Annotated in this window: 23 protein-coding genes; 13 read left to right on the plus strand and 10 right to left on the minus strand. The window is 69.3% G+C overall.

The window, feature by feature from the left end:
- Positions 1–20: 20 nt before the first annotated feature.
- Positions 21–431, minus strand: coding sequence for a DUF2000 domain-containing protein (locus EV651_RS00930; RefSeq protein WP_166658455.1), 411 nt, complete (start codon positions 429–431; stop codon positions 21–23).
- Between the two features lie 79 nt (positions 432–510).
- Here EV651_RS00930 and EV651_RS00935 point away from each other — a divergent pair, with 79 nt between their 5' ends.
- Positions 511–969: an Lrp/AsnC family transcriptional regulator gene (locus EV651_RS00935; RefSeq protein WP_133780935.1), complete on the plus strand. Its 459-nt coding sequence runs from the start codon at positions 511–513 to the stop codon at positions 967–969.
- A gap of 27 nt (positions 970–996) precedes the next feature.
- On the opposite strand, the gene EV651_RS00940 is transcribed toward EV651_RS00935, so the two are convergent.
- Entirely contained in the window at positions 997–1,935 is a 939-nt protein-coding gene (locus EV651_RS00940; RefSeq protein WP_133780937.1) for a TIGR03560 family F420-dependent LLM class oxidoreductase, read from the minus strand.
- Between the two features lie 57 nt (positions 1,936–1,992).
- On the opposite strand from EV651_RS00940, the gene pcaD reads away from it, so the two are divergent.
- Positions 1,993–2,736, plus strand: coding sequence for a 3-oxoadipate enol-lactonase (gene pcaD, locus EV651_RS00945; RefSeq protein WP_133780939.1), 744 nt, complete (start codon positions 1,993–1,995; stop codon positions 2,734–2,736).
- A 64-nt stretch (positions 2,737–2,800) separates the two neighbouring features.
- The gene (locus EV651_RS00950; protein ID WP_133780941.1) at positions 2,801–4,732 is read left to right on the plus strand and encodes a TIGR03960 family B12-binding radical SAM protein; all 1,932 of its coding nucleotides are present in this window, start codon (positions 2,801–2,803) and stop codon (positions 4,730–4,732) included.
- Positions 4,733–4,766: 34 nt separating this feature from the next.
- Here EV651_RS00950 and EV651_RS00955 read toward each other — a convergent pair whose 3' ends face one another.
- The 5 genes from EV651_RS00955 to EV651_RS00975 all read right to left on the minus strand — a co-directional run bounded on the left by EV651_RS00955 (position 4,767) and on the right by EV651_RS00975 (position 10,541).
- Complete coding sequence (locus EV651_RS00955) at positions 4,767–5,135, minus strand: hypothetical protein (RefSeq protein ID WP_133780943.1); 369 nt, start codon at positions 5,133–5,135, stop codon at positions 4,767–4,769.
- 50 nt (positions 5,136–5,185) lie between these two features.
- Positions 5,186–6,505 (minus strand): HAD-IA family hydrolase, encoded by a 1,320-nt coding sequence (locus tag EV651_RS00960; RefSeq protein WP_133780945.1) that lies wholly within the window; start codon positions 6,503–6,505, stop codon positions 5,186–5,188.
- 42 nt (positions 6,506–6,547) lie between these two features.
- The gene (locus tag EV651_RS00965) at positions 6,548–7,858 is read right to left on the minus strand and encodes a M28 family metallopeptidase (protein WP_166658456.1); all 1,311 of its coding nucleotides are present in this window, start codon (positions 7,856–7,858) and stop codon (positions 6,548–6,550) included.
- A gap of 110 nt (positions 7,859–7,968) precedes the next feature.
- Complete coding sequence (locus EV651_RS00970) at positions 7,969–8,148, minus strand: hypothetical protein (protein WP_133780949.1); 180 nt, start codon at positions 8,146–8,148, stop codon at positions 7,969–7,971.
- 110 nt (positions 8,149–8,258) lie between these two features.
- Positions 8,259–10,541, minus strand: a complete 2,283-nt coding sequence (locus EV651_RS00975; RefSeq protein WP_238156572.1) for a M43 family zinc metalloprotease — start codon at positions 10,539–10,541, stop codon at positions 8,259–8,261.
- A gap of 328 nt (positions 10,542–10,869) precedes the next feature.
- Between EV651_RS00975 and EV651_RS00980 the strand changes: the two genes are divergently transcribed.
- The gene (locus EV651_RS00980; protein ID WP_133780951.1) at positions 10,870–11,451 is read left to right on the plus strand and encodes a phosphatase PAP2 family protein; all 582 of its coding nucleotides are present in this window, start codon (positions 10,870–10,872) and stop codon (positions 11,449–11,451) included.
- On the plus strand, positions 11,448–12,053 hold the full coding sequence (locus EV651_RS00985) for a DedA family protein (RefSeq protein WP_133780953.1): 606 nt from the start codon (positions 11,448–11,450) through the stop codon (positions 12,051–12,053). Before EV651_RS00980 ends, EV651_RS00985 begins: the two co-directional genes overlap by 4 nt.
- Here the strand turns inward: EV651_RS00985 and EV651_RS00990 are convergent.
- Entirely contained in the window at positions 12,050–13,030 is a 981-nt protein-coding gene (locus EV651_RS00990; RefSeq protein WP_133780955.1) for a GNAT family N-acetyltransferase, read from the minus strand. The two genes, EV651_RS00985 and EV651_RS00990, sit on opposite strands and share 4 nt — an antisense overlap.
- 162 nt (positions 13,031–13,192) lie before the next feature.
- Here EV651_RS00990 and EV651_RS42140 point away from each other — a divergent pair, with 162 nt between their 5' ends.
- Entirely contained in the window at positions 13,193–13,501 is a 309-nt protein-coding gene (locus EV651_RS42140) for an NUDIX domain-containing protein (RefSeq protein ID WP_238156640.1), read from the plus strand.
- Positions 13,502–13,718: 217 nt separating this feature from the next.
- On the opposite strand, the gene EV651_RS01000 is transcribed toward EV651_RS42140, so the two are convergent.
- Together EV651_RS01000 and EV651_RS01005 are read right to left on the minus strand one after the other, a co-directional pair.
- The gene (locus EV651_RS01000; protein ID WP_133782039.1) at positions 13,719–14,597 is read right to left on the minus strand and encodes a prephenate dehydratase; all 879 of its coding nucleotides are present in this window, start codon (positions 14,595–14,597) and stop codon (positions 13,719–13,721) included.
- A gap of 189 nt (positions 14,598–14,786) precedes the next feature.
- Complete coding sequence (locus EV651_RS01005; RefSeq protein ID WP_133780960.1) at positions 14,787–15,599, minus strand: 1-acyl-sn-glycerol-3-phosphate acyltransferase; 813 nt, start codon at positions 15,597–15,599, stop codon at positions 14,787–14,789.
- A gap of 166 nt (positions 15,600–15,765) precedes the next feature.
- Here EV651_RS01005 and EV651_RS01010 point away from each other — a divergent pair, with 166 nt between their 5' ends.
- From EV651_RS01010 to rpmA, 7 genes are all read left to right on the plus strand, one after another.
- On the plus strand, positions 15,766–18,006 hold the full coding sequence (locus tag EV651_RS01010; RefSeq protein ID WP_133780962.1) for a M64 family metallopeptidase: 2,241 nt from the start codon (positions 15,766–15,768) through the stop codon (positions 18,004–18,006).
- A 101-nt stretch (positions 18,007–18,107) separates the two neighbouring features.
- Positions 18,108–18,608 (plus strand): DUF1772 domain-containing protein, encoded by a 501-nt coding sequence (locus EV651_RS01015; protein WP_133780964.1) that lies wholly within the window; start codon positions 18,108–18,110, stop codon positions 18,606–18,608.
- A 59-nt stretch (positions 18,609–18,667) separates the two neighbouring features.
- The gene (locus tag EV651_RS01020) at positions 18,668–19,543 is read left to right on the plus strand and encodes a hypothetical protein (protein ID WP_133780966.1); all 876 of its coding nucleotides are present in this window, start codon (positions 18,668–18,670) and stop codon (positions 19,541–19,543) included.
- Between the two features lie 23 nt (positions 19,544–19,566).
- Positions 19,567–20,394 (plus strand): TIGR03936 family radical SAM-associated protein, encoded by an 828-nt coding sequence (locus EV651_RS01025; protein WP_133780968.1) that lies wholly within the window; start codon positions 19,567–19,569, stop codon positions 20,392–20,394.
- A 155-nt stretch (positions 20,395–20,549) separates the two neighbouring features.
- Positions 20,550–23,972, plus strand: coding sequence for an Rne/Rng family ribonuclease (locus tag EV651_RS01030; protein ID WP_133780970.1), 3,423 nt, complete (start codon positions 20,550–20,552; stop codon positions 23,970–23,972).
- Between the two features lie 172 nt (positions 23,973–24,144).
- Positions 24,145–24,462 carry a 50S ribosomal protein L21 gene (gene rplU, locus EV651_RS01035; RefSeq protein WP_133780972.1) on the plus strand — a complete coding sequence of 106 codons (318 nt, stop codon included), beginning with the start codon at positions 24,145–24,147 and terminating at the stop codon, positions 24,460–24,462.
- A 12-nt stretch (positions 24,463–24,474) separates the two neighbouring features.
- The gene (gene rpmA, locus EV651_RS01040; protein WP_132405181.1) at positions 24,475–24,735 is read left to right on the plus strand and encodes a 50S ribosomal protein L27; all 261 of its coding nucleotides are present in this window, start codon (positions 24,475–24,477) and stop codon (positions 24,733–24,735) included.
- Positions 24,736–24,835: the final 100 nt, after the last annotated feature.

Consider the following 24,835-nt stretch of genomic DNA (forward strand, 5'->3'; position numbering starts at 1 on the left):
GTGGAGCTGTCGCGGTCGGGTCAGCGGTAGAGGGGGAGGGCTCCGGTGAGGGAGTCGATGGAGGTGCGCCAGCCGTAGAGGGCCAGGCCGAGGTACTGGATGTCCTCGGGCTTGGTGCCGGCGAGCGTTGTGGACATCTGGTCGTAGGTGCGGGCCTGCTGGGCGACCTGGTGCATGTCGTGGATCGTGACCTCGGGGCGCGCTGCGGCCTCGGCGCGGAGGGTGCTGAGGGTGTCGGCGGGGGCGCGGAGGATCGGGATCGGGTACGCGCACATGCCGGTGTGAGGGACGCCGGCGGCGTCGGTGGTGTCGGGTCCGACCGTGTCGTCGTGGTGCCTGCCGACGCCGACCCCGAGCAGGGCGGCGGTGTTGAGGGCGACACCGATGGGGGCTTCGGCCGCGATGACCACGACCATCTTGTTCGTCAGCACAGCGGTCACGCTAACCCGACGGTCGGCCGATCTGGCCGCACTCCGAACATCGTTCGGCGAATCTGCGAAACTGGCCGGCATGGACGAACTTGATACGGCGCTGCTGCGGATGCTGCAGAACGACGCCCGCCGGACCAACCGGGACATGGCGGCCGAGCTCGAGATCGCCCCGTCGACCTGCCTGGAGCGGATCCGCGGGCTGCGCGACCGCGGGGTGATCAGCGGGTACCACGCGGCCGTCGACCTGAAGGCGATCGACCGGTCCACCCAGGCGATCATCTCGATCAAACTCCGGCCGCAGGCGATGGCCGTGGCGACCGCCTTCCAGAAGTACGTGCTGGACCTGCCGCAGACGCTCGACATGTTCATGGTCTCCGGCGGCTCCGACTTCCTCGCCCACGTCGCCGTCAAGGACACCCAGGCACTCCGCGACCTGGTCCTCGCCCTCGCGAAACGCCAGGAGATCGCCGACATCCGCAGCTCGATCGTCTTCGAACACCACCACCGCACAACAGTGATGCCACTACCGGACCACTGACCCGCTCTGTCGCCAGGACACCGCCGGCTACAGGAAGAGCTCGGCGAACTGCCGGAGGCCGTCCACGCTCAGGCTGTTCTCGAAGCCCACCACGAGTTCCTGGACGCCGGCGTCCTCGTACGCCGCGATGCGGTCACGGATCGTCGATTCGGTGCCGATCAGCCCGTACGACGCGAGATCGCCGGGGAACGCGAACTCGGCGCCCGCTGGCACCCGCTCGCGGGCAGCCGCGTCGGAATCGCCCAGGATGTACGACGTGGTCGCGGTCCGCCAGATGTCGTCGTACGGCCGGCCGGCATCGGCACAGTGCTTGCGCAGTACGTCGTACTTGTGCCGGAGGATCGCGGGGGAGTCGATGATGTTCGACGCGTCGGCCCAGCGCGCGACCGTCCGGAGCGTCTTCTGCTCGCCGGCGCCCGCGACCAGGATCGGGATGTGGGGTTGCTGGATGCCCTTCGGCTGGTTGAGTCCTCCGGACGCCCGGTAGTACTTGCCCTCGAAGTCGACCGACTCCTCGGCCCAGAACCGGCGTACCAGCTGGACCGCTTCGTCGAGGCGCCGCAGCCGGTCGCCGGCCGTGCCGAACTCGTACCCGTAGCCGAGGTAGTCGGGCTCGTACCAGCCGGCGCCGATCCCGAAGATGACCCGACCGTTGCTGACGACATCGACCGTCGACGCGATCTTCGCCTGCAGGGCAGGATTGCGGTAGCTGTTGGACGTGACGAGCGGCCCGATCCGGACCCGCTCGGTGGCAGCCGCGACGGCGGTGAGCAGCGTCCAGGCCTCGAACACGGGCGCCTGCGAGGGTGGAATCGGATGTAGGTGGTCCGGGACGTATACGGCGTGGAACCCGAGTTGGTCGGCGGCCTGGGCCACCTCGACGATCTGCCGGAACGCGTCGGCCGGTTCGAGGCCGGAGAGTTCGCCACCGAATCCGGACGGAAGGAACACACTGAAGCTGGTCATACCCGTACAGACCGTGCAGCTCCCGGAAAGGAATCGGTCCGTCCGTAAAGTGGGAACATGCGACTGAACTACGTGGAGACAGGACCGGCCGATGCGCCCGTAGTGCTGCTCGGGTCGTCGCTCGGTGCCGATCAGAGAATGTGGACGCCGCAGGTCGACGTACTGGCGAAGCGGTTCCGGGTGGTGGCGTTCGATCACCGGGGTCACGGCGGGTCGGAGGTGCCCGACGGGCCGTACACGATCGACGACCTGGGCGGCGACGTCGTCGAGCTGCTCGACACGCTCGGAGTCGAGCAGGCGTCGTACGTCGGGATCTCGCTCGGCGGCGCGGTGGGCCTGTGGCTCGCGCAGAACGCCCCGGACCGCTTCCACCGTTTCGCGCTGCTCTGCCCGCCGTCCAACCCGGCCGAGAACGCGCAGATGTGGAGCGAGCGAGCCGCCCAGGTCCGAGCCGAAGGAACGCAGGCGATCACTGACGCCACCCTGGGTCGCTGGTTCCTCCCGGAGTTCAAGGACACCGAGCCCGTACGGCGGATGCTGCTGGACTGCCCCGCCGAGGGCTACGCCGCCTGCTGCGAGGCCCTCAGCACCACCAACCTCCTCCCCGGCCTGTCCACGATCACCGCCCCGGTCCTCCTGATCACGACCGAATCCGACACGTCCGTCCCACCCGAAACCGTCGTACCCCTGGCGACCCAGATCCCCGGCGCCCACCTGGAAATCATCGAAAACGCCGCCCACCTGGTCACCTACTCCCACCCCGAAGCAATCAACCCCCTCCTCCTCGCCCACCTCGGCTGAATGCGGCATCCAGCCATCGCGGCGTTAGGCTGGTAGGCGCTCTGATCGCTGACTGGAAGTGGCTATGACTGTCGAATCGCTGTTCCCGCGCCTGGAGGCGTTGCTGCCGAGTGTGCAGAAGCCGATCCAGTACGTCGGTGGTGAGCTGAACTCGGTCAGCAAGGAGTGGGACGCCGTCAGTGTCCGGTGGGCGCTGATGTACCCGGACGCGTACGAGGTCGGGCTGCCGAACCAAGGCGTGCAGATCCTGTACGAGGTGCTGAACGAGCGCGACCACATCCTGGCCGAGCGGACGTACTCCGTCTGGCCGGACATGGAGAAGGTGATGCGGGACAACGACATCCCGCAGTTCACCCTGGACAGCCACCGGCCGGTGCGCGCGTTCGACGTCTTCGGGCTGTCGTTCTCGACCGAGCTCGGGTACACGAACATGCTGACCGCGCTCGACCTCGCCGGGATCCCGCTGCACGCGGTCGACCGCACGGACGAGGACCCGATCGTGCTGGCCGGCGGGCATGCCGCGTTCAACCCGGAGCCGATCGCGGACTTCATCGACGCCGCGGTGCTCGGTGACGGCGAGGAGATCGTGCTGGCGATCTCCGAGGTGATCCGGGAGTGGAAGGACGAGGGCCGCCCGGGCGGCCGCGACGAGGTGCTCCTCAGGCTGGCGAAGTCCGGCGGTGTGTACATCCCGAAGTTCTTCACCGTCGACTACCTGCCGGACGGCCGGATCCAGCGCGTCGTACCCAACCGCCAAGGCGTTCCGTTCCGTACGGCGAAGCACACGGTCATGGACCTCGACGCGTGGCCGTACCCGAAGAAGCCGCTGGTCCCGCTCGCCGAGACCGTGCACGAGCGGTACTCCGTGGAGATCTTCCGCGGCTGCACCCGGGGCTGCCGCTTCTGCCAGGCGGGCATGATCACCCGGCCGGTGCGCGAGCGCAGCATCACCACGATCGGCGACATGGTCGAGAACGGGCTCAAGCAGTCCGGGTTCGAGGAGGTCGGCCTGCTCAGTCTCTCGAGCGCCGACCACAGCGAGATCGCCGACGTCGCGAAGGGCCTGGGGGACCGGTACGAGGGCAGCAACGTCTCGCTGTCGTTGCCTTCGACAAGGGTCGACGCGTTCAACATCACGCTGGCCAACGAGTTCTCCCGCAACGGCCGGCGCAGCGGTCTGACCTTCGCGCCGGAGGGCGGTTCGGACCGGATGCGCAAGGTGATCAACAAGATGGTCACCGAGGAGGACCTGATCCGCACGGTCGCGGCGGCGTACAGCCACGGCTGGCGGCAGGTGAAGCTGTACTTCATGGTCGGCCTGCCGACCGAGACCGACGAGGACGTGCTGGCGATCGCCGCCCTCGCGAAGCGGGTGATCGAGACCGGCCGCGAGGTGTCCGGCCGGCGCGACATCCGGTGCACGGTGTCGATCGGCGGGTTCGTGCCGAAGCCGCACACACCGTTCCAGTGGGCCGCCCAGCTCGGCGCGGAGGAGACGGACGCGCGGCTGGCGAAGCTCGGCGCGGCCATCCGGTCCGAGAAGGGTTACGCGAAGGCGATCGGTTTCCGGTACCACGACGGCAAGCCCGGCATCATCGAGGGACTGTTGTCCCGCGGCGACCGGCGCGTCGGCCGCGTGATCGAGGCGGTGTGGCGCGACGGCGGCCGCTTCGACGGCTGGAGCGAACACTTCTCGTACGACCGCTGGATCGAGTGCACCGAGAAGGCGCTCGCCGACGAGCCGGTCGACCTCGCCTGGTACACGACGCGGGAGCGCGAGTACGCCGAAGTACTGCCGTGGGACCACCTGGACTCGGGGCTGGACCGCGACTGGCTGTGGGAGGACTGGCAGGACTCGCTCGAGGAGGACGGCGCGATCGAGGTCGAGGACTGCCGCTGGACGCCGTGCTTCGACTGCGGCGTCTGCCCGCAGATGGGCACCGAGATCCAGATCGGCCCGACCGGCAAGAAGCTCCTGCCGCTGTCCGTGGTGTGAGGCCTGCGGCGCGATGCCGCAGGCCCCTCGAACGTCAGTTGCAGTAGTACGCCGGGGTTGGGGTTGTCTCGGTCTGGTCCTGCCAGTGGGCCACGCCGACGTAGTAGCCGCAGCCGGTGCCTTCATCGAACCAGGCACCGCCGCCGGAGTACGCGTACGTCTCCGCGACCGTGGTGAACGGCCCGCTCGCGCTGGCGCCCTTCTGCAGCTCGACGCGCACCTCGGTCACGCTGTTGGAGCAACCCTCCAGGCCCACTGCGACGTACAGCATCGACGCCGAGTACCCGACCGACTTCGCCGTCACCAGATCGCAGGCCGAGGTCGACGCCTGAGCCGGCGCCGCGACCGTCAGCCCTGCCGCAGCCGCCGCAACAGCCGCGACCGTCGTTACGAGTTTCCGCATCTGACCACCCTCCAGTTGGAAACCTACAGAGGGTCAGCAGATTAGGTCACTCAGTTACGAGACGTCGAGACTTTCGGCGCGGCGGAAAGAAGCAAGTCGGTGAGCAAGAGCTCGTCAGCGCTGCCCAGAACCAGGTCGGCCTCGGCCACCGCGTCGGCCGTGACGAACGGATTGGGTACGGCGACGGCGTACATGTCGGCAGCCTGCGCCGCAGCCACGCCATGGGGCGTGTCCTCGACAGCGATCGCCGATGAGCCAGGTACGCCGAGACGCTGCAGGGCCAGCTCGTAGATCGCCGGATCGGGTTTGTGCGTCTGGACCTCGTCGCCGGTGACGATGTGGTCGAAAAGATCGACCGCGCCGACCCGCTCCAGGTGGCCGACCACCCACTTGCGCGGCGAGCTGCTGGCGATCGCCACCCGAAGGCCCAGCTCCCGCGCCGCCGCGATCCAGGCCCGGATCCCTGGCCGGAAGTCGAGCTCGGCGTGCATTCGCTCCCGGTGCGCGACGCGGCGGGCGTGACTCGCCGTCCGGTCGAAGTCGGTGCCGACGGCGGCGGCGAGGATCGCGTACCGGTCCTCGGTGATGTCACCGCCGTGGCCGGGCCAGAAGCCGTCGAGCTCGAGTTCGAGACCGTGGTGCGCCCACTCGGCCCGCCAGCTCTCGACCATCGTGGTCTCGGTGTCCATCAGCAGGCCGTCGAAGTCGAACACGATCGCCTGCACGTCGACCGGCACGAGCCGCGTGGCGAGCCGGTGAATCTGGGCCGCGCTCAACCCCAGCCAGGACAGGTACGCACGTACACCGCCGAGCTCGTCGAGGTGCTCGAGTGAACCGAGGATCGTCTCCGGAAGGGTCCGGGTGAACTCCGGTCCGTCCTGGATCCCTAGGTGCACCTCGCTGATCGCGTAGTCGGCCGCGATCTGTTCCCGCGGTACGCCGGCCAGGTCGAGCAGCACCGCGATGGTCAGGCCGGTGCGGTCCTTGCCCGCCTTGCAGTGCACCACGACCGGCCGATCCGCCGGCGCGTCCGCGATCGCGGCGAAGATCCGGCCGATGTGGGCCGCGTTGCGCGTGAGGCTGTTGCGGTAGACATCGACCAGCCGCGGCTCCGCCTCCGCATCACGCAGCCGCTCGGCCTCCGGGTCGATCCACGGGATCCGCTGGTACGCCGGTGTGCCCTCGAGCGGATGTGGTTGCTTGATCTCCCAGTCGGACCGCAGATCCAGAACGAGTCCCGCGTCGAGCGCCTCGAAAGCGGCCAGGTCCGCGGCGTCGAGCGAATCGCTGCGGACGACGGCCCGCGGCCGGGTCTGGACGCCGTACCGCGTCGGAAGTCCGCCAACGTCACGCGCATTCGGGCTCCACATACCTGACAGCTTAAAGGGTGTCTGAGGACCCTGCGACACCCTTCATACCGTGCCCAGCGCCTCGAAATCGTGCCAAGAACCGTCGAAAGCCTTGTGGAGCAAGGCGGAATCCGTGCCGGCCGCGAAGACGTCGATCCGGCCCGGGCCCCAAGAGACGACCGAGCCGGCGGGGCGTGGGCGGACGGCCGCGGGCTCCAGCCAGCCGGCCAGGGCGGCGATGTTCATCCGCAGGATCTCTGTGGCGAACGACCAGTCGATGAAGTTCAGGGTGTCGTTGGCGGAGTGGATGTGACCGTTCGCGCTGTCCGCGCCCTCGATTGTCAGCACCGCGGGCATCCCGGCGTCGATGAACGGGACATGGTCGCTGGCGAACGGATGGAGCGAGGTCTCCACCTTCAACCCCGTGTACGTCGCGGCAGCAGACGCCAGCGCACTGATCTGAGCTTCCGATACCTGTGCGCCCTCGAGGAGAACGGTCGGTGTTGCGGAGTTCTTGGTCGCGATCATGTCCATGTTGAGTACGGCGCGGACCCGGGACCGCTCGGCCGGCGGCAGCGTTGCGACGTACTGCTTGCTGCCGAACAGGCCCTCCTCCTCGCCGCCGAACAGGATCAGGCGAATGTCGTGTTTCCACAGTCGGATTGCCAACAATCGACCGAGCTCCAGCACCCCGGCCGAGCCGCTGCCGTTGTCGTCGGCTCCCGGTGCCGCTGCGGCCGGGCCGCCCGCCAGGTTGATCGAGTCCAGGTGGGCGGTGACGATCACCAGTCCACGGTCGGATCCGATACCGGCCCGGTCGCCGATCAGGTTCGCCGAGCGGCCGGCGCCGACGGCGACCGGCGTCCGGGACATTTGGTAGCCGAGGGCAACCATCCGGTCGGCGGCGAAGTCCGTCGCCTGCGTGAACGTCGTACTCAGCGAATGCCTGGTCGGCAGGCTCGCCAGCCAGGTCAGGTCGCTCTGGTACGACGTCGTGGACACGTCGGCGACGAGCTGCGCGACGGCCGGGTCGGCGCGCGCCGGTACGACGGGAGGGGTGTCGATGACCGTCGTACCGGCTCGCAGGGGCTCGATCCGCCAGCAGTGGTTGGACCGTCGACGGGGCTTGTCGGCGGCCGAGATCACCAGGTGCCGGCCGTGATCGAGCAGGGGGGAAACGTCGGGGTACTCGTCCTGGAAGCTGCGGCCCACCTGGGTGACGAGCAGCAGTCCGGGAGCGGTTCGGGAGGCCCGGCCGAGGCGTTGGTCAGCCGGGACCCAGAGGAGCGTCCGCTCCCCGAACCGCGCCGCCCGCGCAGCACCACCAGCATCCGAGGTCGGTACCACGAGATACCGCACAGGTCCTGTAGCCATGTCAGTCCTCATCAATGCGAGCCGGACCCTCGACTTTGAGAACCCACCGACCATTTTCGAGCTGCGGAACTGGCTGGTGGCTTCTCAAAGTAGGGCAACCCCGGGTGGTGTCAGCCCTGCCAGGCGATCTCGAGGCGGTCGGGCGTGGCTGCGACGATCCGGCCGCTGCCGGCGGAGGAGCCGCGGAGCAGTTCGCCGGTGGTGTCCCAGCGGCCTGCCGGCCGGGCCTCCGGCGCGTCGCCGCGACCGATCGCGTACTCCACCAGCGTGCCGTCCGCGCGGAACTCCACCCCCCGCCGGCCGCGGGCCGGCGGGAAGGCGTAGTCGTCGCGGCGGTAGACGCTGATCCCGTCGTGGTCCTCCTCGACGGAATGCGTCCAGTGCCCGATCGGTGAGGTGGTCAGAGCCCCACCCCCTGGTGGATCGTGGCGGGCGAGTCGGGCACCGTCACCTTGAAGTCACTGATGACGCCGCCGAGCGGCTCGTAGCCGTTCCAGGCCGAGCCGTCCCACCACTTGTGGTAGAGCTGCTTGTCGGTGCCGGTGACGAACACGTCCAGCCGGTTCGTGTCCCACGAGACCACGCGCGGCTCGTCGGTGCAGATCCCGCCCAGGTACTCGTACCCGGTGAGCGACGGTCCCCACGCGGACCCGTCCCACCACTTGTGGTAGAGCGCCGAGTCCGTTCCGAGCACGAACACGTCGAGCCGGTCCGGACCCCACGAGACGACGGTCGGCGCCGTCGTACACACACCGCCCATGTACTCCCAGTCCGACCACGCCGAGCCGTCGTACCACTTGTGGTACAACGCCGAATCGGTGCCGATGACGAACATGTCCAGCCGGTCGGAGCCCCAGGCGACGACCCGCGGCGGCGAGGCACAGACGCCACCTAGGTACTCGTACCCGTTCCAGGCTGAGCCGTCCCACCATTTGTGGTAGACCGCGTTGTCCGTGCCGAGCACGAACGCGTCCAGCCGATCGGGGCCCCAGGCAACGACTTCCGGTGGGCTCATGCAGATCCCGCCGAGGTACTCGTACCCGTTCCAGGCCGTGCCGTCCCACCATTTGTGGTACAGCGCCCGGTCGGTGCCGAGGACGAACGCGTCGAGCCGGTCCGGTCCCCAGGTCGCCAGCCGCGGCGGGCTCATACAGACGCCGCCGAGGTTCTCGTAGCCGTTCCAGGCCGTGCCGTCCCACCACTTGTGGTACAGCGCGTGATCGGTGCCGAGGACGAACGCGTCCAGCCGGTTCGGCGCCCAGGACGCGACTTCAGGAGCGCTCATACAGATACCACCCTGGTACTCGTAACCTGCGACGGACGGTCCCCAGGCCGATCCGTCCCACCACTTGTGATACATCGCCAGGTCGGTGCCGAGCACGAACGCGTCGAGCCGGTTCGCGCCCCACGCCACGACCGATCCGGCGGGTTCCGGCGTACCGGCGCCGCCGAAGTCCGGCAGGTCCTTGCGCGCCGTGTCCAGACACGCCTGCATCCGCGTCACCTGGTCGGTGGTGAACATGACCATGCCGCGGTCGTCGGTGTAGTCCATGTAGTCGTAGAACAGGTCGCCGTTCGGCCCGTTGCTGCAGGTCACGTGCGGGAACGTCGGTACGCCGAAGTTCGGGCCGGCTGCGTTCGGGGTGTCGGCGCACTCGTCGCTGCCGCTGCAGCCGCTGCCGTCGTCGCCCCAGATGTGGAGCAGGTTCAGGTAGTGGCCGACCTCGTGGGTCGTGGTCCGGCCGAGGTCGAACGGCGCCGTCGCCGTACCGTTCGTGCCGAAGCCGCTGTGCAGGATGACCACGCCGTCGGTGTTCGCCGGGCCGCCCGGGAACTGCGCGTACCCGAGCAGGCCGCCGCCGAGCTGGCACACCCAGATGTTCAGGTAGTGGGCGGTGTCCCACGGGTCGATGCCGCCGGTCGCGGACGACTTCACCTTGTCGTCGGTGCCGAAGCTCGCCGTACTCGTCTGGGTCCGGGTGACGCCGGTCGTCGGGTTTCCGTTCGGGTCCTCGGTGGCCAGGTAGAACTCGACCCGGGTGTCCGCGATCAGGCCGCTGAACACGCCCGGAACGATGCTGGTGTCCGGGTTGGTGGCGCGGTAGTCGCGGTTCAGTACGTCGATCTGGCTGTCGATCTGGGCCTGCGAGATGTTCTGCGCGTTGGTGTTCCAGACGACATGGACGACGCAGGGGATGCGGGCGATCCCGGTGAACCGCTGCTGCGCCGCGACGTAGCTCATCGTCGCGGTCTCGAGCGCCGACCGCGCTGCGGCGTACGCCGGTGAGGTCGACAGCAGTCGCCGGTGCACGTCCATCACGCCGCACTGGCGACGGGTCGGGAAGTCCGTGCGTCCGCCGTCGGTCACGCCGCTCATACCGGCACCACCGGCCTGGCCGCCGCCCGACATCCCGGCACCGCCAGGCGATCCGCCACCTGTCATGCCTGCCCCGCCAGGCGTTCCGCCCCCGCTCATTCCGGCGCCGCCCGGCGATCCGCCACCGCCCATGTCCGCGACCGGCGATCCGCCGCCGCTCATGTTCGTCGTACTGCTGGAAGCCGGCATCCCGTTCACCGCGGGCTGTTCGTTCGTGGCATGCCCGTTCGACTCGCTCGCCGGGACCTCGCCCGGCATCCGGTCATCTCCGTGCTTGTCCGCCCGCCCGTTGGCCTTCCTCGGCATCTCTCCCCCTTCTGCGGGGGCGCACGAGCAGGCCGGCGCACGCCGAACCGAAGAGAGACCACCCCCAGCGCGCACCCCTCGACCGAAGACGGTCCTGCCGTCTTCCCCCACCGAACAGTCGGCCCCCAAGTCGCTGCTCTGGTTTCACGATCCGCTCATCACCGCCCGTGCACAACCCCTCGCGCACCGGCAGTCAAATTCTCCCGATCCGCTGTGACGGTTGACGAATTTCAAGCGTTCGTCGGGGCGACCGCGGCGCTCGTACTCAGGCTGGGCTCAGCGGAGGTGAGTAGCATCAATCGACTGAACTTCAGAAGAAGGACCCGCGATGAATCGGTGGTTGTTCGAGCAGGTCAACGCCTTCGCGCGGGCCACGCCGTGGCTGCACGCGCCGGCGCGGGCGTTCGCGGCGTACGGCGTGGTGCTGTTCGCCGTACTGCTCGTCGCCGGGTGGTGGGTCGCGTGGCGCTCGGGCCGGCTGACGACGGTGGCCGCAGCGATCAGTGCCGGGGGTACGACGCTGTTGGCCGTGGCGGTCAACCAACCGATCGTGCATGCGGTGCACGAGGCCCGCCCGTACGCGTCGCTGCCGGGCATCTTGGTGCTCGCGAACCGCAGTACCGACCCGTCCTTCCCGTCCGACCACGCGACGATGGCAGGTGCGGTCGCGGCCGGGCTGTGGATCGTGAACCGGCGGCTCGGGATCGTCGCGTCGGTCGCCGCGGTGCTGATGGCGGTCACCAGGGTCTACATCGCTGCCCACTACCCGGCCGATGTCGCGGCAGGACTGTTGCTCGGCGCAGTTGTAGCCGTCGGCGCCTGGTTGCTCGTGCGGCGGCCGCTGACCTGGGCCGTGGGTGCGGTCGCCGGGACGAGATTGCGAGCGGTCCTCGTCCGGCAGGTGCCATGAAGGGACTGACCGACTGGCTGCTGGGGCTGCACGGGATCGCCGTGTACGGCATAGTCGGGTTGCTGGTGTTCGCCGAGGACGCGTTGTTCGTCGGGTTCGTGCTGCCGGGAGAGACGGCTGCGGTCCTCGGTGGAGTCACGGCGGCCCTCGGCCATACGTCGCTCCCAGTGGTCCTGGCGGTGGTAATCGGTGCAGCGGTCCTCGGGGACAGTGTCGGTTACGAGGTCGGGCGGTACTTCGGGCCACGCTTGCTGGCTACCCGGGTGCTGAAGCGGCGGGCAGGTCGGCTCGAGTCAGCCCGTCGGCAGCTGGCCGAGCGAGGCGGTACGGCCGTGTTCCTGGGGCGGTTCGTGGCGTTCCTGCGCGCCACCATGCCTGCGCTGGCTGGGATGTCGGGGATGCGCTACCTGAAGTTCCTGGCGTTCAACGCGGCCGGCGGGATCGGGTGGGGGACTGCCGCGGTGCTGATCGGTTACCTCGCCGGCAACTCGTACGCACGCGTGGAGAAGACGTTCGGCCGGCTCGCCGCGTTGGTCGTGGCCGGTGTCGTCGTGATCGCGATCGTCCTGTGGCGGATCCGCACCCGTAGACGCGCAAGTTAGAGCATCCGCTCCCACATCGTGCGTTGGGCGACCGGGCGGAAGCCGAGCTTGGTGTTGACGGCGATCATGGGCGCGTTCTCGGGGGCGTTCCAGGTGTGGAGTACGGCGGGCAGCGGGACGTCGGCCTGGAGGGCGCGGAGGTTGGGGCCTTTCACCGCGATACCGAGACGGTTGCCGCGGTGCGCACGACGTACGTAGGTGTCGTACTGGTTGAGTCGGTCCGGGGTTTCCGGCGTACCGCCCATCTGCGTGTACGCCGCCAGCTCGCCGGACGCGGGGTGTACGGCGGCTGTGGTGTAGGTGAACCGGCCCTGGGCGACGCGGCGGTCCTCGGCGTCACGGACGAGCGCGGGCGTCCAGTGAACCGCCTCGGAGGTGCGATCGCCGGTCGGTACGTCCTCGCTCATCCCACTCAGCAACTCCACGAACTGCTCGAGCCACTCGTCCGGCACGTGCTCCCGCCACTGGACGATCTCGTACCCGTCGACCGGCTGTTCCACCACGTCGGTCATCGGCAGCTCGGCGACCTGATGCAGCTCGGCATGCTTCTTCACGAACCCCCGCGCCGCCGCGAACGCCGTACCCGGGCTTTCTCCGGTCACCGGATCACCGGCGACGTTCGTCCCCGACACGATCCGCCGGCCGTCGGCCCGGGCCCGTTCGATCGCCGCGTCGAGCAGCTTCGTCGCAACCCCGCGCCGCCGGTACGCCGGAGCAACCGCGAGCTCCACGTCCACGGTGTCGGTGTTCCCGACCAACCACCAGTCGAGCCACGCGACCCCGAGCCACGTGTCCCCGTCCACCAGCCCGAGCCCGTCCGCCCGCACCTCCGCATGCTCGCGCGCCATGAACACCCGAGCCTCTTCGAGCCCCATGCCCGCCGGAAACTCCAGCTCTTCCCGCCGTACGTCGAACTTCACCTCATAGAACCGCCGAAACGCGTCCGCATCCCGCCCGTCCACCCGCACGATCTCCATCCCGCGACCCTATGCCGCCCCATCCGCCGCTGCCCGCGAATTACCATCCTCCGATGGGCCCGGCACCGCAGCACCACTTCGGCGTCTACGCCCGAATCCCGAGACGCGAACCGCATCCTCCTGATCCACAAAACCCGCGGCCCCTACACCGGCCTCCTAGACCTGCCTGGAGGCAGTCCCGAACCGGGCGAGTCCTGGCCGGAAACCCTCGAACGCGAACTCCACGAAGAGCTCGGCCTTCACCTGGCGACGGCCGGCCACTTCAAGCCCTTCGCCCTTCACGTGCGGACGACCTCCACCGGCGCGGCCATCAACTTCCACCACCGCGGCGTCTTCCTCGACCTACCTCGCCCACCGACCGCACCGCCCACGCTCGCCTCCCCGGACACGGCCGGGTGGCGGTGGTTCGACCTCCGCACCGACGACAAGACCCACCTGAGCCCCGCCGTACACGCCGTCCTGGCCCTCTGATCCAACTGGGAACAGACGGTGGGGAGTGGGGACAGGCAATTGCCTGTTCCCACAGACCGGGGGGGTGTCTGTGGGGCGTGAGCGCAGCCGGTTGTGGGGGTGGGCCGGGGTGGTGGGGGTGGTGAACAGGCAATAACAGGTGCAACGCCCCGAGAACCTGTGCGACGCCCCGTGATGTGGTGGGAGGGGCGGCGTGGGGGCGGGCGGGGGTGCTGGGTTAGTGGTGCGGGCGGAGGGCTCGGTTGGCGGCGGGTTCGGCTATTTGGGTGCGGAACTCGTTGGCGGGGTAGACGCCGAGGATGCGGACCTCTACCGAGAAGAAGGCGAGTTCCTCGAGCGCCAGCGCTACGTTCGGGTCCTCGGGGTGGCCTTCGATGTCGGCGTAGAACTGGGTGGCGAAGAACATGCCGCCCAGCTGGTACGACTCCAGCTTGGTCATGTTGACGCCGTTCGTCGCGAACCCGCCGAGGGCCTTGTACAGCGCGGCGGAGACGTTCCGCACGCGGTACACGAACGACGTGATGGTCGGACCGGACCCGACCGGCGGAACCTCCGGCTCGCGGGACAGGACCAGGAAGCGGGTCGTGTTGTGGTGCTCGTCCTCGACGTCGGACGCCAGCGTCTCGAGCCCGTACAGCCCGGCCGCGGCCCGCGGGGACAGCGACGCGACGGTCGGATCACCCAGCTCCGACACCTCGCGCGCAGCACCTGCGGTGTCGTCGGCGACGACCGTCGACCACCCGTGCTCACGGATGATCTTCCGGCACTGCCCGAGCGCGTGCACATGGCTGCGGACCGTGCGGATCTGGTCCAGCGACGTACCGGGAACACCCAGCAGCTGGAAGTGGATCGGCAGGAAGTACTCGCCGACGATGTGCAGCCCGGACTCCGGCAGCAGGTGGTGGATGTCCGCGACCCGGCCGGCGATCGAGTTGTCCACCGGGATCATCGCGAGTCCGGCACGTCCGCTGCTGACCGCCTCGAGCGCGTCCTCGAACGTCGTGCAGGGCAACTGCTCGCGGTCCGGGAACATGTCGGTGCACGCCATCGCCGAGTTGGCGCCTGGCTCACCCTGATAAGCGATCGGTCCGTCCACGATCTCCCAGAGTAGACCCACCCGATCTCACCACCCGGATCAGGTGTCCGTCCTAGGAGACGTCTGTGGACCCTGCGCCTACTGCGCGGCACTCGGCGGGCACCTCGCTGCACTGGAGGGAAGGGAACGATGCTCCGCATCGACCCCTTCCCTCCAGCACACCGAGGCACTCCGCCGAGCACCTGCTCGCTACGGCGCAGGGTCCACAGACGTCCCCTTGCGGACCTTCTCCGGCGCCCCGGTGACCGCGCGCCCTTCGAGGGCCTTGGCCTTGGTGGCGTACATGTCGATGTACTCCTGCCCGGACAGCTCCATGATCTTGTACATGATCTCGTCGGTGACCGCCCGCAGGATCAGCCGGTCGCTCTCCATCCCCTCGTACCGGGAGAAGTCCAGCGGTTCACCGAACTTCACCGTCGGCGACGCGAACGACGCGACGATCTTCCCGGGCGGGGCGACCACGTCGGTCCCGATCACGCCGCACGGGATCACCGGCACCTTGGCCTCGAGCGCCAGCCGCGCGACGCCGGTCCGGCCCTTGTACAGCCGCCCGTCGTGCGAGCGGGTGCCTTCCGGGTAGATCCCGAACAGCTCGCCGCGCTCGAGCACCTTCATCCCGGCCCGCATCGCGCCCTCGGACGCCGATCCGCCGGACCGGTCGATCGGCACCTGGCCGGTGCCTTTGAAGAACCCGCGCTGGAACCGGCCCTTGATCCCGGCCCCGGTGAAGTAGTCGGACTTCGCCACGAACGTGACGCGCCGGCGCAGCACCAGCGGCATGAAGATCCAGTCGGAGTACGAGAGGTGGTTGCTGGCGATGATCGCAGGCCCGGTCTCCGGGATGTTCTCGGCGCCGACCACGTTCGGCCGGAAGATCCGCTTCACCGGCGGTCCGACGAGCACGTTCTTCAGCACCCAGTAGATGCCCTTGCCGTCGCCGTCGCCGGCATCCACGACCGCAGGGTCCGGCTCCCGCCGCGGCGACTGTGCCGGTTCCGTCATCGGGTCGTCCTTCCTCAAAGTCACGCAGCCTCACGTTCCCGGAACCCACATGATGCCGCACGATCGCCCGCTTGGCTCGTACGTCGCCACGCGGGAACTCCTCACACTCGGCGGCAGGCCTTCGTAAGCTGCTGACGGCACCGTCGCCCAGGTGGGGGAGAGAACCATGCGCACGAAGCTCGTCACCGCAGTCCTAGCACTGCTAGCCGGCGTTCTGGTAACTCTGCCCGCGAGAGCAGCCGCCCCGGACGCGACCGTCGTACCGATCCAGGTAACCGGTCCGGCGGCGTCGCGGTTCAACCTGGTGGTGATGGGCGACGGCTACACGACGGCCGAGCTGCCGAAGTTCCGCGAGCAGCTCGACAAGCACCTGAACATCCTCTGGAGCATCGAGCCGTTCAAGTCGTACCGGAACTACGTCAACGTGTACGCCGTCGAGATCGCGTCCCCGGAGTCCGGCGTCGACTGCGATCCCGGTCTGACCGACCCGAAGCGCGACACCCCGCTGCAGATGGGCTTCTGGGGAGGCTGCAACCCTGGCAGCGTCCAGCGCCTGCTGACGGTCAGCCAGGCCGCCGCGACGCAGTACGCCGACCTCGTCCCGGGAACGAGGAGCGCCAACCGGCAGATCCTTGCTATCGGCAACAGCGACACGTACGGCGGTGCGGGCGGGACATACGCCACCGCGTCCGGCGGCAACGCGCTGTCCGCCCTGATCACGCCGCACGAACTCGGGCACTCGCTCGGCGGGCTGCAGGACGAGTACGACTACTACGCCCGCGGCGAGCGCGGTGCGCCGTACGTCGGTCCTGAGCCGTCCTCGATCCACCACACGTTGCTCACCGAGCAGCAAATGCTGGAGCAGCACAAGAAGTGGTGGCGCTGGCTGGGGGAGAAGTCCGAGTCCGGCGGGACGATCCGCCGGTACGAGGGCGGCATGTACGCCGGTTCGGGCGTCTGGCGGCCCAGTGCGCACTCGATGATGAAGGCCCTCGGCTACTACTTCGACCAGCCGTCGCGGGAGCGGATGACCCAACGCCTCTCCGCCAAGGCGAACCTGTTCCAGGACAGCACCTCGGCCGGACCGGTCGCCCCTGACCAGGTCGTGTGGCTGCAGACCCTGCACCCGGTCGACCACGAGCTCGACGTCAACTGGTCCCTCGACGGTACGGCGCTGCCGACCGCGAACGCCCGTTCCGTCGACCTGTCCACTCTCGATCTCGTGCCCGGGCCGCACACGCTTTCCGCGACGATCGTCGACCCGACCGACTTCATCCGCGATCCCGCCGTACGGCCGACGGCCACTCGTTCGTGGACCGTCGACCCGTCCCTTCCAGCGGCTGCACAAACGTTTGAGCCGACGTTCATCGGGTCCACGTCGACCGAGCATCCGGTCGGCGCCGACGAGGTCGTGTACGCCGAGACCGCGCAGTCCATCGGCGCGATTGTGTGGAAAGTCGACGGTCGGATTGTCGACAACCCCGGCAACGACCGTGACTTCGATCTCGCCCCGCTGAAGCTGACCGGGCGCCACACCCTGACCGCGCAGACCGGCTCGGAAACACTCAGCTGGGATGTCGACGGCGTACCGCCCGTCGTGACGCCGACGATGTCGAAACCGCTGCTCACAGTGCAGAAACCGAGCGGGCCGGAGTACATCTACAACGACGCGTTCACGATGGGCCTGGCCGCGGCGGACGACAGCGTGGGGTACGTCGTACCGGAGTTCCGCGTCGACGGGGACGGTTGGTACAACTACTACGGCTGGCCGACCGATGCGTCCGCGCCGTTCCGGTTCACCGCCGAGGGGACCGCGATCGACCAGCTCGTGTACGGAAAGCTCGGCGTACCGCGGATCGTTCCGTGGGACGACGTACCGCCCGGGTACGGGCGTCATCAGGTCGAGTACCGCGCCATCGATGCCCCCGGCAACATCGGTGACCCGCGCCGGTTCGCCGTCACACTCCTGCGCCCGCCCCCGGCCTGTACGACGACACTCACCGGGACGTACGACCGCCCGCTATACCTCAGCAAAGGCGTCACGTGCTTGACCAACGCGACCGTCAACGCCGCCGTCATGGTCGCCGCCGGCGCATCCCTTGTCGTCACCGACTCGCGCGTCAACGGCCCTGTCCGTGCCGATCAGGTGGCAGACCTGCACCTGCTGCGCTCCACGATCGGCGGACCGGTGAGCGCGAGCGGCGTCACCCGCAGCCTGGTCGCGGTCGGCAGCACCGTCCAGGGACCGCTATCCGTCACGAACAGTCGCACGGCCGACCCGGTGACGCTCGCCGGGAACACCGTCAACGGTCCGCTCAGCTGCTCGGCCAACACCCCGGCGCCGACCGACCTGCAGGCGCCGAACCACGTCTCCGGGCCACGCTCCGGGCAGTGCGCGAAGCTCTGAGCCGGACGGACATGTAAGTGAGTTTCGCCGACATGTTCCCGGCAATCGGGACCTTCTAACTTTCTCGGTGCGGGGAGTTCCCGCCGTACCGAGGGAGTGAGATGAACGGACTGCGGGTGGCCTCGTTGATGGCGGCCACGATGACGACGGGCCTGGTGGCCGGCGTGTACGGGATCTACGCGAACGCGTTCATGCCCGGCCTCGCCAAGACCGACGACAGGACCTTCGTCGCGGCGTTCACGGCCGTCGACCGGGCGATCGTGAATCCGCTGTTCCTCGGCCTCGGATTCGTCGGCGCACTGCTCTTCACGCTGCTCGCGGGCCTGCTCAGCCTCAAGGAGAAGGCGCTGCCGTGGATCGCGGTCGCGTTCGTGCTGTACCTGGTCTCGATGATCCTGACGGTGGCGGTGAACGTACCGCTGAACGACGCGCTGAAAGCGGCGGGCGATCCGGCCACGATCGACGTCGCGGCGGCCCGCGCGGCGTTCGACGAGTCGAAATGGGTGGCCTTCAACCTGGCCCGGACCCTGCTCGCCCTGGTCTCGTTCGGCCTCCTCGGCTGGGCCCTCTACCTGACCGGAAAGTCGGCCGCCCAGCCCTGAGATTATTCGCAGTATTTCCAGGTACGGTTCGTCGCGAATCGCGACCTGGGGAGGCAGAGGTGGAGGACTCGACGGACTGGTGGGACCATCGGCCGGTCTTCTCGACAACCGACAAGCTGTCCCGCATCACCGGACTCGCCCCTGGCGCGCGACCTGGACACGTGACGACCCGCTTGCTGGTCTCGGTTCTGCTGTGCTTCCTGGGGTGGGGCGCCGTGAGCCTGCTGGGTACGTCGGCGTTGTGCGCGACGACTGAAGCGCCGGCCAGCACCTGTGCCGTCGACATCCCCAGCCACATGTCGGCCGGCTGGTTCATCGCGGCAGCTGTCGTCGTGGGCTACCTGGTCCTCGCCGTCACGACCGACCTGACCGAGAACGCACGCCAACGGCTCGGGCAGCGGCGTGCGGCAGGTCTGCTCCGCTCCGCCCCGCTCCTGGCCGGGATGTCAGTCGGGGCCTTCGTCTCGGCCGCCACCGCGGTCGCGCCCGATCCGTCCGACGTACTCCGGCGTACCGTCCACGGCGAAATCGGCACCGAATCCATCGCCATCTCGGCCGTCGTGGCGGTCGCGACGGGTCTCTGGGCCGTCACCGTGGCGGTTCGGCTGCCGTCGGCCTTGCTGCACGCGCGGCAGCGTCAGCTGACCATCGAACGACTGCGGCGGGACGGGCGCCGGTACGCCGGACAGGTGAAGCTCGGGCGCGTCGTGATCTGGCTCGGGAACGACCCCGAACTGCAGGTCACGATCGCGTACGACTCGCCCGCCGGGCGGCACGAGATTCAGGCGCGGATGCGGACCTCGCCCGACCGGGTACCCGCGGACGGCAGTCAGGTCGTCGTCTTCGACGATCTCCGCGGCGTCGTGCACGTCGAGCTCGATACCGCCGCCGAGCCGGCCTTCGAGCCGGAGGCGCGGTACACCCCGTCGGAGTGAGCTGGTTCTGAGAGACTGTGCGCGTGCCACCAGTTCAAGCGCCGCCGTCGCAGCAGCTCCCCGCGGTCCAGAAGCTGCGGGTGAGGTTCGCCAAGCGCGGACGGCTGCGATTCACCTCACACCGCGACTTCCAGCGGGCGTTCGAGCGCGCCGTACGGCGCGCCGAGCTCCCGGTGGCGTTCTCGCACGGTTTCAGCCCGCACCCGAAGATCTCGTACGCCGGTGCCGCGCCGACCGGGGCCGCCTCCGAGGCGGAGTATCTGGAGATATCGCTCACACACGAGCGGGACGCCGACCAGGTCCGGGCCGCCCTGGACGAGGCGCTGCCGCCCGGGCTGGACGTCCTCGAGGTGGTTGTCGCCGGGCCGGGTGCGCTGGCCGAGCGGCTGGAGGCCAGTGAGTGGCAGATCGGGCTGCCCGGAGCGGATCCGGAGGCGGCCGCCGCGGCGGTGCGGACGTTCCTCGAACAGGACGAAATTCTGGTCGAGCGCATGACCAAACGGGGACTTCGCTCGTTCGACTGTCGGGCTGCTGTTCTCCGACTCACCGTCGCGAGTGAACCGGGGCCGGTTGCGGCGTGTGCGATACTGCAAGTGGTGTTACGGCACGGAACCCCGGCCGTGAGACCCGACGACGTTCTCGCCGGCGTGCTCGAGGTAGCGACGCTCCCGGTGACGGGCCCGGCTCTTTTGACCAGGCTCGCCCAGGGCCCGCTCACCACGGACACCGGCACGGTGGAAGATCCGCTCGCTCGTGACCGCGACGCCAACCAGGCGACCGCGACCGGCCAGGCAGATCCCCGCCAGACGCACACAGCGGAGGGCGACGCCGCCGCTCCCTCTGTGCCCTGAGCGCGGGCGGAGCGGATCCAGCAGGCTTCCGCCGTACCGCGGCCCGTGCACCATCCGAGGGCCCGGTGAGGCGAACCGTGACCGCCTTGCGGCCGCGCCGGACCCGTGACAGGGGTCGCCGGATGCGCCTTAGGGCTTGAGGAGACCCGCACTACATGCTCGACAACGAGCCGACCACCGAAGCAGCCGGCACGGCTGCCCCCGCCCAGTCCGCCGCCACCCGCAAGACCGCGAAGACGGCCGCTGCGAAGAAGACGACCACGACGCGTAAGCGCGCCGCGAAGAAGACCGCTGAGCCGGCCGCTGAGGCTGCTGAGCCGGCCAAGAAGACGGCTGCCAAGGCGACCGCCAAGAAGGCGCCGGCCAAGAAGGCTGCGGCGGCCCCCGCGAAGAAGGCCGCGGCGGCCAAGAAGACCGCCAAGCGGACCACCAAGAAGGCCGCGTCCCAGGACACCTTCCCGGAGCTGTTCGCGCCGCCCGCGGAGACCCCTGCGGAGACCGCCGCCGAGGCCGAGCCGACCGCTCCGGCCAAGAAGACCACCCGCAAACGCACCACCAAGAAGACCGCGGCCACCCCGACGACCGACGCCTCGGCCGCCGACTCCGCGTCTACGGCCTCCGCGCCCGCCGACGCCACCGCGACCACCGGTTCCTCCGCGAACCCCGGGGCCGGCGATCACGCCGGCACTTCCGGTGCCGGGGCTGCTGAGGCGCCGGCCACGAAGCGCAGCTCTCGGCGCCGTACGACGAAGTCCGCCGCGGCAGCGGCCGACTCCGCGGCGTCCGACGCCCCGACCACGGCTCCCGACGCTCAAACGGCGGCTCCCGTGGCTCAGACGGCTCCCGACGCCGCGGCTGCTGCGAACGTCGAGACCCAGGCCGAGGAGCCGAGCGCACGGCGTACCCGCCGCCGGCCGGCTGCTGCGCCGGTGCTGTTCCAGGCGCCGACCGACGTACCGCAGCCCGACGAGCCCGCGACCGCCAAGACCACCCAGCCCAAGGCGTCCCAGGCCAGGTCCGGCCAGTCCAAGACGGCCCAGCCTGCCCAGGCGGAGACTGCCGCAGTGGACGCCGCGGCCGCGGAGCCGGGTGCCGACGAGCAGCCGACCGGCACGCGCCGCCGCCGGAGCCGTCGCGGCCGCGACGCCGAGGCCCGCGACACCGCGGCCGAGGCGACCACCGACGACGCCCCGCAGACCGTGAGCGCCGACCAGGCCGACGGCGAAGCCGACGCGAAGCCTGAGGGCCGCTCCAGCCGCAGGACCCGCACCAGGACCCACGTCGAGACCGCCGCCAACAGCGACGACACCGACGAGACCACCGACGCCGACGCGGAGGCTGCTGACAGCTCCGACGGGCAGGGCGAGGACGGCGAGGAAGGCACCCGCCGTCGTCGCCGCCGCCGTGGCGGTCGCCGTCGCCGCAAGTCCGGCGACGCGGACGGCGCGGACGACAGCGCCGACGAGCAGTCCGACGACGACCAGGACGACGAGTCCGAGCAGGACACCGACGCCCAGGCAGCTGACTCAGACGCCGACGCCGAGGCCGACACGGACGAGGACGGCGAAGCGGGCGGCAGCTCCACCCGCCGTCGCCGTCGCCGTCGCCGCCGCAAGGGCGAGGACAGCGCCGCGTCCCCCGACGACCCGGACGAGACCGTCGTACGGGTCCGTGAGCCGCGCAGCAAGAACAGCGCGAACGAGGTCACCGCGATCGAGGGCTCGACCCGTCTCGAGGCGAAGAAGCAGCGTCGCCGCGAGGGCCGCGCCGCCGGCCGTCGCCGGGCGCCGATCGTCACCGAGGCCGAGTTCCTGGCCCGGCGTGAGTCGGTCGAGCGGACGATGGTGATCCGGTCCCGCGAGGACGTGACCCAGATCGCGGTGACCGAGGACAACGTCCTGGTCGAGCACTACGTGACGACCGCGGAGCAGACCTCGCTGATCGGCAACGTGTACCTCGGCCGCGTGCAGAACGTGCTGCCCAGCATGGAGGCCGCGTTCATCGACATCGGCAAGGGCCGCAACGCGGTGCTGTACGCCGGTGAGGTCGACTGGGCAACCCTTGGTGGCGCCAACGGCCCGCGCAAGATCGAGCAGGTGCTGAAGTCCGGTCAGTCGGTCCTGGTCCAGGTGACCAAGGACCCGATCGGCCACAAGGGCGCCCGCCTCACCAACCAGATCAGCCTGCCCGGCCGGTACGTCGTGTACGTCCCGCGCGGCGGCAACGGCGGCATCAGCCGCAAGCTGCCCGACACCGAGCGGAACCGGCTGAAGACGATCCTCAAGGACATCGTCCCCGACGAGGCCGGCGTCATCGTCCGGACCGCCGCCGAGGGCGCCTCGGAGGAGGAGCTGACCTCCGACGTCAGCCGCCTGCAGACGGCCTGGGAAGAGATCGACAAGCTGTCCAAGAACGGTCAGGCCCCGCAGTTGCTGTACGGCGAGCCCGACCTGCTGATCCGCGTCGTACGGGATCTGTTCACCGAGGACTTCGCCAAGCTGGTCGTCTCCGGCGACCGTGCGTACGACCAGGTCCGGGAGTACGTCGAGGGCGTCGCGCCGCACCTGGTCGAACGGGTCGAGAAGGCCCACAGTGACGTCTTCTCGGACTACCGGATCGACGAGCAGATCAAGAAGGCGCTGGACCGCAAGGTCTGGCTGCCGTCCGGCGGCTCGCTGGTCATCGACCGCACCGAGGCGATGACGGTCGTCGACGTGAACACCGGCAAGTTCACCGGGTCCGGCGGCAACCTCGAGGAGACCGTCACCAAGAACAACCTGGAGGCGGCCGAGGAGATCGTCCGGCAGCTCCGGCTCCGCGACATCGGCGGCATCATCGTCATCGACTTCATCGATATGGTGCTCGAGTCGAACCGGGACCTGGTGCTGCGCCGTCTGGTCGAGTGCCTGGGCCGTGACCGGACCAAGCACCAGGTCGCCGAGGTCACCTCGCTCGGCCTGGTCCAGATGACCCGGAAGCGGATCGGCACCGGCCTGCTCGAGGCGTTCAGCGAGAACTGCGACCACTGCGGTGGCCGCGGGCTGATCCTGCACGACGAGCCCAAGGAGTCCCGTCGCCGCGACGGCCGCAACGGCCAGAACAACGGCCAGCACAACGGCAACGGTCATCAGGAGCAGAAGCCCGCGCAGGCGGAGGAAGGCGGCCGGAAGAGTTCGCGCCGCCGTCGTGGCAAGGGCCGGGGCGACGACGAGCAGGCCACCGAGCCCGAGGCGCCGCAGCACAACCACGACGCCGCCCAGAAGCTGGCCCAGATCGCCGCCGCCTCCGCGAAGGCGGACGAGCACGAGGGCGAGCAAGGCGAGCAGTCGGGCGGTACGCCGGAACCCACCGGCTACCCGGTGTCCGCTGGCGCCGACGAGCACGTGAGCCCCGAGGCCACCGGCTTCCCGGCCCCGGAAACCGCGTCGGCCGCCTCGGATACCGTTGAGGCAACGGACGCCGCGCCGAACGGCGCCCCGAAGAGCACCCGGAGGCGGCGCAGCAGCCGCAGCCGGAGCAAGACCGCTACCGACAGTGAAACGACCGAACCCTCGGAGCTCGTCACCACCGGTAGCTGACGCGATGTGATGTGGGTCCCTCACGGGCCGGGGCAGCCAGTTTGACCCGCTTGTGAGGGGACCCGTAAACTTGAGCGTCGGCGCGCGTTCCCCGCGTGCCATGTTTGTGTGGGCCGCCAGGTCTGTGCAGGCCCCCGTAAGTTTTCCGATCCAGCAGAGAGTGAGATCCACGGTGTACGCGATCGTGCGCAGTGGCGGCACCCAGCAGAAGGTCGCCGTCGGCGATGTCATCGAGATCGACAGCCTGACCGACCAGGTCGGCGACACTGTGTCGCTGCCGGCGGTGCTCGTCGTGGATGGCGACACCGTGACGGCCGACGCTGCGGCGCTCGCCAACGTGGCCGTGTCGGCCGAGGTCCTGGGCCGCACCAAGGGCCCGAAGATCCACATCCTCAAGTACAAGAACAAGACCGGTTACCGTAAGCGCCAGGGGCACCGTCAGCACTACACCCAGGTCAAGGTCACCGCGATCGACGCGAAGAAGAAGTGAGCTGATCAAGACATGGCACACAAAAAGGGAGCAGCGTCGACCCGTAACGGTCGCGACTCCAACGCCCAGCGCCTCGGCGTGAAGCGGTACGGCGGTCAGCTGGTCAACGCCGGCGAGATCATCGTCCGTCAGCGCGGCACCCACTTCCACCCGGGCAACCTGGTCGGCCGTGGCGGCGACGACACGCTGTTCGCGCTGGCCGAGGGCAAGGTGGAGTTCGGCACCCGGCGCGGTCGCCGCGTCGTCAACATCGTCCCGGCCCCGGCGGAGTAACACCGCCACCCGGACGTATCAGCAGCTCTGCAAGGGGCGGGTCGCGGAATACCGCGGACCCGCCCTTTTGCTGTGTCAGTAACACCCAACAGGAAGTAGA

The sequence above is a fragment of the Kribbella sp. VKM Ac-2571 genome (genome assembly GCF_004362255.1).
Taxonomy (GTDB): domain Bacteria; phylum Actinomycetota; class Actinomycetes; order Propionibacteriales; family Kribbellaceae; genus Kribbella; species Kribbella pratensis.

Bases quoted from the DNA above. Each gene is read 5' to 3' on its own strand.
- EV651_RS00935 (WP_133780935.1), top strand. From the start codon at position 511: ATGGACGAACTTGATACGGCGCTGCTGCGGATGCTGCAGAACGACGCC.
- EV651_RS00940 (WP_133780937.1), bottom strand. From the start codon at position 1,935: ATGACCAGCTTCAGTGTGTTCCTTCCGTCCGGATTCGGTGGCGAACTC.
- pcaD (WP_133780939.1), top strand. From the start codon at position 1,993: ATGCGACTGAACTACGTGGAGACAGGACCGGCCGATGCGCCCGTAGTG.
- EV651_RS00950 (WP_133780941.1), top strand. From the start codon at position 2,801: ATGACTGTCGAATCGCTGTTCCCGCGCCTGGAGGCGTTGCTGCCGAGT.
- EV651_RS00955 (WP_133780943.1), bottom strand. From the start codon at position 5,135: ATGCGGAAACTCGTAACGACGGTCGCGGCTGTTGCGGCGGCTGCGGCA.
- EV651_RS00960 (WP_133780945.1), bottom strand. From the start codon at position 6,505: ATGTGGAGCCCGAATGCGCGTGACGTTGGCGGACTTCCGACGCGGTAC.
- EV651_RS00965 (WP_166658456.1), bottom strand. From the start codon at position 7,858: ATGGCTACAGGACCTGTGCGGTATCTCGTGGTACCGACCTCGGATGCT.
- EV651_RS00975 (WP_238156572.1), bottom strand. From the start codon at position 10,541: ATGCCGAGGAAGGCCAACGGGCGGGCGGACAAGCACGGAGATGACCGG.
- EV651_RS00980 (WP_133780951.1), top strand. From the start codon at position 10,870: ATGAATCGGTGGTTGTTCGAGCAGGTCAACGCCTTCGCGCGGGCCACG.
- EV651_RS00985 (WP_133780953.1), top strand. From the start codon at position 11,448: ATGAAGGGACTGACCGACTGGCTGCTGGGGCTGCACGGGATCGCCGTG.
- EV651_RS00990 (WP_133780955.1), bottom strand. From the start codon at position 13,030: ATGGAGATCGTGCGGGTGGACGGGCGGGATGCGGACGCGTTTCGGCGG.
- EV651_RS01005 (WP_133780960.1), bottom strand. From the start codon at position 15,599: ATGACGGAACCGGCACAGTCGCCGCGGCGGGAGCCGGACCCTGCGGTC.
- EV651_RS01010 (WP_133780962.1), top strand. From the start codon at position 15,766: ATGCGCACGAAGCTCGTCACCGCAGTCCTAGCACTGCTAGCCGGCGTT.
- EV651_RS01015 (WP_133780964.1), top strand. From the start codon at position 18,108: ATGAACGGACTGCGGGTGGCCTCGTTGATGGCGGCCACGATGACGACG.
- EV651_RS01030 (WP_133780970.1), top strand. From the start codon at position 20,550: ATGCTCGACAACGAGCCGACCACCGAAGCAGCCGGCACGGCTGCCCCC.
- rpmA (WP_132405181.1), top strand. From the start codon at position 24,475: ATGGCACACAAAAAGGGAGCAGCGTCGACCCGTAACGGTCGCGACTCC.